The following is an 8133-nucleotide window of genomic DNA, read 5'->3' as shown; positions in this document are numbered from 1 at the left end:
GCGGTCATGATCAGGTCCCGCACCTCGTCGATCGCGATGACCACCTTCTCCGTGGCCAGCAGCGTCACGTCCGGGTGGGTGCCCGCCATGGTCCTCGTGTCGGCGGCACGCTGCGGTGACCACCTTGCCCCACAGCTCGGGATGGGTGTGCCAGAAGCCGTGCGGGACGTCAGGGTCTCGGAGCGGCCGCCCGGGACAAGCTCGCTCAGCTGCGCCAGCGGCCACGCCGGGCGGATGTCCGCGCCCGCGTCCAGGAAAGCTTCCAGAACACACATAGGCCTGGTTTTCCGTCCGAAAGCATGCGTGATCGTGTTCTGGAAGCGGACCTCGCTGCGGCGACCGCCGGGCAGTAGCGTGGGCTCATGACGGACCAGGCAGGCACGGACCAGACGGACATGGGCCCCGTGTTCGACGGCGTGAAGATCGGGCGTCCGGCGACCGGTGCCCTGCTCACCGAGGGGTACCGGACGATGGAAGACCTCCCCGAGAACCTCGACGAGCTGCTCCCCATCCACGGCGTGGGGCCCAGGGCCGTGCGCCTCCTCGCCGAGGCGCGTGGTACGCGTCCGTGACGAGGCGGGGACGGCGACCTATCCGCCCGGGCCGGTGACGCTGAACCCCTGCTCGTTGCCGTAACGGATGACCGACTCCTGCCAGGCCGCGTGCCCGTCCGCGAGGGTTCGCGAGCCGGTGTAGGCCTGGCCGACGGTGTCGGGGAAGACGCTGTTGGCGTGCACCTGGTAGGGCAGGTACTGCCAGCCGGGGACGACGTGGGCGGCTGAGTCGGCAAGGACCCTGTTGATCTGCTGCCCACCGAAGAAGTCGGGCTCCTCGGCGAGGAAGGCGGGATCGGTCAGGTCTCGCATCGTGGCGGGGAAGGCGCCCGCCTCCAGGCGGGTGGTGACGCCGTCACCGATGTTCGCGTACTTGAGGAACGCGTACGCCAGCTCCTTGTTCTGGCTTCCTTCCGGGATCGCCAGCGCTGAGCCGCCGTTCTCAGCGGTCTGGTAGGTCCCCTTGGTCCACTGGGGGATCCGCGCGACGCGCCAGTCGCCCGACGCCGCGCCTGCACCGGTCTCGAGGTTCGCGGGCATCCAGGCACCCGTCACGAGCGCGGCGATCTCCCCGGTGCCCAGGGCCTGGAACCAGACGTCGGACCAGGCGGGGATGTCGGCGAGCAGGCCACGGTCGATGAGCTGCTGCCACATCCGCGCGAACCGCGTGGTGCCGTCGTCGGCGAGGTCGACCGTGACGCTCGTGCCGTCCACCGTGAACGGGTGGCCGCCGGCCTGCCAGATCATCGACGTCGTGAACCCGGCGTCGCCGCTGTCCGACGTGATGTAGGCGTCCGGGTCGTGCGCGTGGATGGCCTCCGCGGCGGCGGCGAACTCCTCCCACGTCGTGGGCACCGTCACGCCCGCCTCCTGGAACACCCGCGCGTTGTAGAACAGGGCCATCGGGCCGGAGTCCATCGGCAGGCCGTACACGGCCTCGTCACCCGTCGCGCCGTCGGTGTTCGTCACGGAACCCCACGGGCCGGCCGAGAAGGACCTGCTCAGATCACCCGCACCGAACTCGCTCAGGTCCGCCAGCGAGCCGGCGATGGAGAACTGCGGCAGGGCGTAGTACTCCATCTGCGTGACGTCGGGGACGCCGGACCCTGCGCTGATCGCGTTCTGCAGGGCGACGTAGTGGTCGTTGCCCGTTCCGACGTTCGCCATCTCGACGTTCACGTTGGGGTACTTGGCCTCGAAGTCCTCGACGACCTTGTCCAGCGTGGGCTCCCACGCCCAGACCAGCAGGTCGCCGCCCTCCCGGAGGACGGCGTCGTGCGCACTGTGGGACAGGCCCGCACGGTCGGCGCTGCCCCCTGCGACCGTACGGGGGGCGCCGCACGCGGTCAGCGCCAGCGCCAGGAGGCACGCACTGGTGAGCGCTGCCACGGCCCAGCGGCGGATGGCGGGTGGTGCGGTCATGTGGCGGGGTAACCCTTTCGGTCGGCGGGTCCAGCATCCGGCCCGTGAGCTGGGGCGGCAACCGGTAGGTGCCGCCCCAGCCAAGGCTGAACCGCCTGGTCCAGCGACTTGTCCGGATCGGTCAGCGCAGCTCGATCCGGCTCACGCGAAGGAGGCCGAGGAGGAAGGGCGCCGCGACCCACAGGCCGATCGAGGACAGGAGCGGGCCCACCGCCTCGAAGGTCATCTCGCCGTCGGCCAGCGGGACGGTCGTGCCGTTGAGGTCGAGCCAGCTCGCGAGCGTGCTGCCGAGATCGCCGGTGAGGCCGATGAACCCCCAGGCGATCGAGGCGACGAAGTAGACGACGATCGATGCGGCACCGTTGAGCAGCATGGAACCCAGCGCGATACCGCACAGGGTGAACAGGACGTTGGTGGCCGTCCAGCCGGCGAGGGCCACCGGGTCGAGCGCGAAGCTCGCTGCCGTGTCCCGTGCGGCGGCCGCGGCGGCAGTCGTCGGGTAGGCGACCGCGATCATCAGGGCACTGGTGGCGATCGTGACGGCGGCTCCGGCGGCGACCTTGGCGACGAGCACGCGCCAGCGGCGCGGTTCGAGGGCGAAGGTCGTGAGCGCGGTACGCCTGCTCCACTCGCTCGTCACCGAGATGAGCCCGAGGACCGGGAGGAACAGGCTCAGAGCGGGCCCGGTGCTCGTGGCGACCTCTTGGACATCCTGGACGTCCTGGGTGAAGACGAAGGTCCGGATGAGCATCGCCCCGACAGCCGCGAGCACGAGCAGCGTCAGGAGCACGACCGCCGTCCGGGTGTCGGTGAGCTTGCGGATCTCGACGGTGACCAGACGCGCGAACGGGACGGTGCGTGAGGGCCTTCCGTCCACCCGTGGTCGGCTGGCGTAGGGCAGGGTCGTGGTGCTCATGCTGCGCTCCGATCGTCTGTCGAGGTAAGAGAGAAGTAGCGGTTCTCCAGGTCCTGCGCGGCGCTCTGGTCGATGGTGGTGGCCTCGAGGATGCGGCCGCGGCCGATGATGACGACGCGGTCGGCGAGCTGCGCCACCTCGTGCAGCAGGTGGGAGCTCAGCAGCACGGCGCACCCGTCGTCCGCGACGGCACGCAGCAGGTCGCGGATGGCGCGGATGCCCTGCGGGTCGAGGCCGTTCGCCGGCTCGTCGAGCACCAGCGCCTTCGGTGCGCCCAGGAGGGCCTGCGCGATCCCGAGGCGCTGACGCATACCGAGCGAGTAGCCCTTGACCGCGCGCCGGCTCTCGGCGGAGGAGAGGCCGACGAGATCGAGCACCTGCCCGACGCGCCGACGGTCGACGCCGATCATCGCCGCGGCGATGCCCAGCGTCTCGGCACCGGTGCGTCCGGGGTGGACGGCCTGCGCGTCGAGCAGGGCGCCCACCGTTCCAGCAGGGTTACGGATCGTCGCGTACTGCTGCCCGTCGATCGTCGCCCGGCCCGAGGAGGCCCGGCTGTGGCCGAGGAGGATCCGCATCGCGGTGGTCTTGCCGGCGCCGTTGGGGCCGAGGAAACCCGTGATCGAGCTCGCCGGTACCTCGAACGAGACGTCGTCGAGTGCGAGCGTCGCGCCGTAGCGCTTGGTGACGTGGTCGAAAGTGATCATGGCTCCAGTCCACCCGGCGTGGGGTTGCTGGTGCTATGGACCTCGGGCCATACCGGGCGCCGCAGGTCTCCTCCGAGCCGGTCGGATCGTAGACCTTGGTCTATCGGTCCGTGGCCCGAGGTCGCTGGGCACGGACCTTGCCGGGTGCCTACGATCGGTCGCGATGAGACCCCTTACTGGCCGGCAAGAGCTGCTGCGTTACGTCATCGCGTCGGTGCCGCTGGTCCTGGTCGGAGTCGGCTGGGCATTCGTCATCGCGAACGACATCGCCGGGTGGCCGGAGGCTGCGCTCGATCTGAGCCTCGGAGCGGTCGGCCTGGTCCTGCTGCGCTGGCGCCGGCGACTGCCGTTCACCATCGCGGTCGGCACCGCCCTGCTGACCATCGGGTCGGGATCGGCCACGGGTGCCGCGTACGTCGCCCTCGTCTCGCTCGCCACCCACCGCGACGGCCGGCGTACGGCCGTCGCCGCCGCGGTGCTGTGGCTCGCGTTCGTCGGCACCACGTTCGTCGACTCCGGATGGGGGTCGACCACCCTGGTGGTGGCTGCCATCGCCGGCACCGTGCTGGTCGCGTGCCTGGTCGGCTTCGGTCTCTACCGGCGAAGCACGCGAGACCTCGAGCTGTCGGAGGAACGACGGCAGGAGAGCGAGCGTCGCGACGGGCTGGAGCGTGCGCGTGCGGGAGAACGGGCGCGGATCGCGCGCGAGATGCACGACGTGCTGGCCCACCGGCTGTCGATCCTGTCCCTGCACGCGGGCGCGCTCGCGCACCGTACCGACCTGACCGGCGACGAGGTCCGCCAAGCCGCGGCGGTCATCCGGGACAACGCGCACGCCTCGCTGGAGGAGCTGCGCAGCACCCTCGGCTCGCTGCGTGAGGAAGACCCGCTGGGTGGCCCGCAGCCCTCCTTCGACGATCTGCCCGCCCTCGTCTCCGAGGTGCGGGAGGCGGGCCAGCGGGTCGGCTACCGCTCGGCGCTCGAGCACGTCGAGCAGCTGCCCCCGCAGGTGGGCAGGCACGTCTATCGCATCGTGCAGGAGGCCCTGACGAACGCACGCAAGCATGCCCCGGGCGCACCCGTGACCGTCGAGCTGAGCGGGGCGTCCGGGACGTCCATCGAGGTCCGCGTGACGAACGCGGCGGGCCGCCCGAGTGCGGCCTCCGTATCCTCCGACGGGTCCTCCGACGGGCTCGGACTCATCGGGCTCGGCGAGCGCGCGGCACTCCTCGGCGGCACTCTGACCCATCACAACGACGGCGACCGGTTCGTCGTGGAGGCTTCTCTGCCATGGACCGTGACCGAGTGATCCGCCTCCTGCTCGTCGACGACGACCCGCTCGTCCGCCGCGGCCTCAGCCTGATCCTCGGCGGCGAGAGCGATATCGAGATCGTCGGCGAAGCCGCTGACGGGATCGAGGCGGAGATCGCGGCCCGCGACCTCGCCCCCGACGTCGTGCTCATGGACGTCCGCATGCCCAACCAGGACGGCGTCACGACGGCGGAAGCCCTGCTCCGGCGGCCCGACCCGCCGGCCATCATCATGCTGACCACCTTTCATGTGGACGACCTGGTGCTGCGGGCGCTCGCCGCCGGTGTATCGGGGTACGTCCTGAAGGACGCCGCACCCGAGAAGGTGATCGCGGCCATCCGGTCCGTGGCGGACGGCGAGCCCGTCATGTCGCCGACCGTCACCCGCCAGGTGATCACCGCGGCGACGGCGGGCACGGCCGACGGCGCGAAGCGCGAGAGCGCACGTGCCGGGCTCGACGTCCTGACACCGCGCGAGCTCGACGTGGCCCTGGAGATCTCCCGCGGTGCGAGCAACGCGGAGATCGCCGCGCGGCTGTACGTCAGTGTCGCGACCGTGAAGGCCACGGTGACCCGCATCTTCCTCAAGCTCGAGACCGACAACCGCGTGACCATCGCGCTGCGGGTCCGCGACGCCGGCCTGCTCTGAACGGTGCCGGCAGACGTGCCGGTCCTCGTTCCCTGTCCACCGGCTTGATCGGCGCTCACTCTCCGCTAACCCACGGCTTGCGACAGTGATGTTTCCGGTACGTCCGTTATGCCAGGGAGACATCCATGAAGAAGCTTTGGGTCATCGGCGCAGGGGCCGTGCTGGCCGCCGCCGCATTTGGTGGACCGGCCGTCGCCACCGCCGTGGCCGCTGCGCCCCAGAACGCGCAGACCGCCAGCCACGCGCAGGCGGCGACCCAGCACGGCACGCCGACCAAGGCCGAGATCGCCGCGCTCTTCGACCGGTGGAACGCCGCGGTCGAGACCGGCGACCCGGACAAGGTGGCCGACCTCTACGCCCCGGACGCGGTGCTGCTGCCCACGCTCTCGCCCGTGGTCCGGACGGACCGCGCCGGGCTCGTGGACTACTTCGAGCACTTCCTCGCCAAGAACCCGAGCGGGGAGCGGACCCAGTCCGTCATCAAGGTGCTCGACAAGAACACGGCGATCGACACCGGTCTGTACACGTTCACCTTCACCGCCGACGACGGCACACAGACCTTCGCGGACGCGCGCTACACCTTCGTGTACGAGAAGGTGCACGGCCAGTGGCTGATCATCAACCACCACTCGTCGCTGCTGCCTGCCGCCAGCTGATCCGTACGGTCAGGCCGCCGGTGGGGGCGTCGTCGAGCGCGACGTCCCCACCGGCGTCGGCGACGAGCTGTCTGACGATCGCCAGACCGAGCCCGGAGCCGGACCTGCCCGTATGACCAGGCCCGCGCCAGAACCGGTCGAACGCGCGGGCCTTCTCGGTGTCGGTCATGCCGGGGCCCTCGTCGCGGACCTCGAGCACGACGACGTCGGTACCGGCCCGTACGTCGAGGGTGATGGCCGCCCCGTCGGGCGAGACGCTCAGCGCGTTGGAGAGCACGTTGTCCAGGACCTGCTCGATCTGCCCGGGGCCCGCCAGGACCACCGGCCCGGCGTCCCATGCTCCGGTCAGCCGGAACACGACGTCGCGTTCGTCGCCCTCGAGACGCCAGAGGTCGAGCCGCTGCTCGACCAGCTCCGCCAGGCGCACCGGTTGCGTGCCGCCGGTCCGGGCCTCGGCACGGGCCAGCACGAGGAGCCCGTTGACCAGGCCGCTGATCCGGGTGACCTCCCGGCTCGCCCGCTCGACGTCGTCCCGGACGGCCGCGTCGCCGACGCCGTCGGCGATGTTCTCCAGCGACAGCTGGAGAACCGTCAACGGTGTCCGAAGCTCATGGGAGGCGTCGGCAACGAACACCCGCTGGGCCGCGACGAGAGTCTCCAGGCGCTCGGCGGCGGAGTTCAGGGCCAGCGCCAGCGTCTGCGTCTCCGGCGGGCCCGCGACGACGGTGCGGGCCGCGAGGTCGCCGTCGCTGAGTCGGCCGGCCATCGTCTGCAGGTCGCCCAGCGGCTTGGTCAGCAGGCGTACCGCCAGCGCGCCGAGCAGCGCCGTCACGGCGAGGATCCCGATCGCGAGCAGGGCCCGCAGCTGCCAGACGTCGAGAACCCGTTCGCGGAGCGCGCTGGTCGGGTAGGTGATCCGCACGGCGCCGTTCGGCGTCGCCGGAACGGTCACGACCAGCTCGACGTCGGTCCACTCGGCCGTGGCGGCGTCGCCGTCCCATGACTCGAGCACGGCCACGCCGCCGGGCGTGTCGCGCTCGTACGCCGACATGGTCTCGGCCAGTGCGGCGCGCGCGTCCGTGTCGCCGTCCGCCAGCAGCAGCGCCATCGTCGTGGCATCTCGCTGGACGGCCGCCTCGGTGTCGTCCCGCATGTGGCCACCGACGGGAGCCGAGACCGGCAGCTTGAAGGCCAGGAGCGCTATCGCGATCAGGATCACGTAGCTGACGATCAGCCGCCGGGTCACGACTCGGCGCCCTCGACGACCAGGCGGTAGCCGACCCCGCGCACGGCCTCGATGGTCAGCGCGCCCGCGAACTTCCGCCGCAGCGCCGAGGTGTGCACGTCGAGGGTCTTCGTGGGACCGAACCAGTTCAGGTCCCAGACCACCTCCATGATCCGTTCCCGGGTCAGGAGGGCGCCCGGCTGCTCGGTCAGGAAGGCGAGGAGCTCGTACTCCTTGCGCGCCAGCGGCACCTCGACCCCGTCGAGGAACGCCCGCGCCGCCCTCCGGTCGATGGTGACCCGCCCGTAGTGGCCGACGCCGGCCGGGCCGCCACCGGGGTTCACCCGCCGCATCACCGCCCTGATCCGGGCGATCACCTCCCGCACCCCGAACGGCTTGGAGACGTAGTCGTCAGCCCCGAGCTCCAGGCCCGCCACCCGGTCGACCTCGTCGCTGCGCGCGCTGATGACGATGATGGGTACGTCGCTGCGTGCCCGCAGCGTCCTGCACACGTCCAGCCCGTCGGTGTCCGGCAGCCCCAGGTCCAGCAGGACGACGTCGCCCGGGTCGGCCCGCAGCGCCTCGGCGCCGCTCGCCACCCACTCGACCTCGTAGCCGTACCGGACGAGCCCGCGCTGCAACGACGTCGCCAGCGACTCGTCGTCTTCCACCAGGAGCACGTGCACGCACGAAC

9 protein-coding genes and 1 pseudogene are annotated in these 8133 nt (G+C 71.2%); 4 read left to right on the top strand and 6 right to left on the bottom strand.

Annotated elements, in window-relative coordinates; all coding sequences use genetic code 11:
- A pseudogene (locus AB0I32_RS25655) lies at positions 1-275 on the bottom strand (hypothetical protein); the annotation flags it as partial.
- Positions 276-362: 87 nt separating this feature from the next.
- Between AB0I32_RS25655 and AB0I32_RS25650 the strand changes: the two are divergent.
- Positions 363-572 (top strand): helix-hairpin-helix domain-containing protein, encoded by a 210-nt coding sequence (locus AB0I32_RS25650; protein ID WP_357511257.1) that lies wholly within the window; start codon positions 363-365, stop codon positions 570-572.
- 18 nt (positions 573-590) lie between these two features.
- Here AB0I32_RS25650 and AB0I32_RS25645 read toward each other — a convergent pair whose 3' ends face one another.
- The 3 genes from AB0I32_RS25645 to AB0I32_RS25635 all read right to left on the bottom strand — a co-directional run bounded on the left by AB0I32_RS25645 (position 591) and on the right by AB0I32_RS25635 (position 3599).
- Positions 591-1976: an extracellular solute-binding protein gene (locus AB0I32_RS25645; protein ID WP_357511255.1), complete on the bottom strand. Its 1386-nt coding sequence runs from the start codon at positions 1974-1976 to the stop codon at positions 591-593.
- 121 nt (positions 1977-2097) lie between these two features.
- Positions 2098-2892, bottom strand: coding sequence for a hypothetical protein (locus AB0I32_RS25640; protein ID WP_357511253.1), 795 nt, complete (start codon positions 2890-2892; stop codon positions 2098-2100).
- Positions 2889-3599, bottom strand: a complete 711-nt coding sequence (locus AB0I32_RS25635; RefSeq protein WP_357511251.1) for an ATP-binding cassette domain-containing protein — start codon at positions 3597-3599, stop codon at positions 2889-2891. The genes AB0I32_RS25640 and AB0I32_RS25635 overlap by 4 nt, the downstream gene beginning before the upstream one ends.
- A gap of 163 nt (positions 3600-3762) precedes the next feature.
- Here AB0I32_RS25635 and AB0I32_RS25630 point away from each other — a divergent pair, with 163 nt between their 5' ends.
- From AB0I32_RS25630 to AB0I32_RS25620, 3 genes are all read left to right on the top strand, one after another.
- Positions 3763-4908 (top strand): histidine kinase, encoded by a 1146-nt coding sequence (locus AB0I32_RS25630; protein ID WP_357511249.1) that lies wholly within the window; start codon positions 3763-3765, stop codon positions 4906-4908.
- Positions 4890-5558 carry a response regulator transcription factor gene (locus tag AB0I32_RS25625; protein WP_357511247.1) on the top strand — a complete coding sequence of 223 codons (669 nt, stop codon included), beginning with the start codon at positions 4890-4892 and terminating at the stop codon, positions 5556-5558. The genes AB0I32_RS25630 and AB0I32_RS25625 overlap by 19 nt, the downstream gene beginning before the upstream one ends.
- Before the next feature lie 125 nt (positions 5559-5683).
- Positions 5684-6214, top strand: coding sequence for an SgcJ/EcaC family oxidoreductase (locus tag AB0I32_RS25620; RefSeq protein WP_357511245.1), 531 nt, complete (start codon positions 5684-5686; stop codon positions 6212-6214).
- Here AB0I32_RS25620 and AB0I32_RS25615 read toward each other — a convergent pair.
- Positions 6177-7460 carry a HAMP domain-containing sensor histidine kinase gene (locus AB0I32_RS25615; protein WP_357511243.1) on the bottom strand — a complete coding sequence of 428 codons (1284 nt, stop codon included), beginning with the start codon at positions 7458-7460 and terminating at the stop codon, positions 6177-6179. The genes AB0I32_RS25620 and AB0I32_RS25615 overlap by 38 nt on opposite strands.
- Entirely contained in the window at positions 7457-8125 is a 669-nt protein-coding gene (locus AB0I32_RS25610; RefSeq protein ID WP_357511241.1) for a response regulator transcription factor, read from the bottom strand. The genes AB0I32_RS25615 and AB0I32_RS25610 overlap by 4 nt, the downstream gene beginning before the upstream one ends.
- Positions 8126-8133: the final 8 nt, after the last annotated feature.

It is taken from the genome of Promicromonospora sp. NPDC050249 (genome assembly GCF_040656015.1).
GTDB lineage: Bacteria > Actinomycetota > Actinomycetes > Actinomycetales > Cellulomonadaceae > Promicromonospora.
The sequence above is the reverse complement of the archived record's forward strand: the minus strand, read 5'-3'. Positions and strand labels throughout refer to the sequence as shown.

What these genes read in the sequence shown, in the direction of transcription:
- AB0I32_RS25625 (WP_357511247.1), top strand. Translation starts at nt 4,890, where the DNA reads ATGGACCGTGACCGAGTGATCCGCCTCCTGCTCGTCGACGACGACCCG.
- AB0I32_RS25620 (WP_357511245.1), top strand. Translation starts at nt 5,684, where the DNA reads ATGAAGAAGCTTTGGGTCATCGGCGCAGGGGCCGTGCTGGCCGCCGCC.
- AB0I32_RS25640 (WP_357511253.1), bottom strand. Translation starts at nt 2,892, where the DNA reads ATGAGCACCACGACCCTGCCCTACGCCAGCCGACCACGGGTGGACGGA.
- AB0I32_RS25645 (WP_357511255.1), bottom strand. Translation starts at nt 1,976, where the DNA reads ATGACCGCACCACCCGCCATCCGCCGCTGGGCCGTGGCAGCGCTCACC.
- AB0I32_RS25630 (WP_357511249.1), top strand. Translation starts at nt 3,763, where the DNA reads ATGAGACCCCTTACTGGCCGGCAAGAGCTGCTGCGTTACGTCATCGCG.
- AB0I32_RS25635 (WP_357511251.1), bottom strand. Translation starts at nt 3,599, where the DNA reads ATGATCACTTTCGACCACGTCACCAAGCGCTACGGCGCGACGCTCGCA.
- AB0I32_RS25650 (WP_357511257.1), top strand. Translation starts at nt 363, where the DNA reads ATGACGGACCAGGCAGGCACGGACCAGACGGACATGGGCCCCGTGTTC.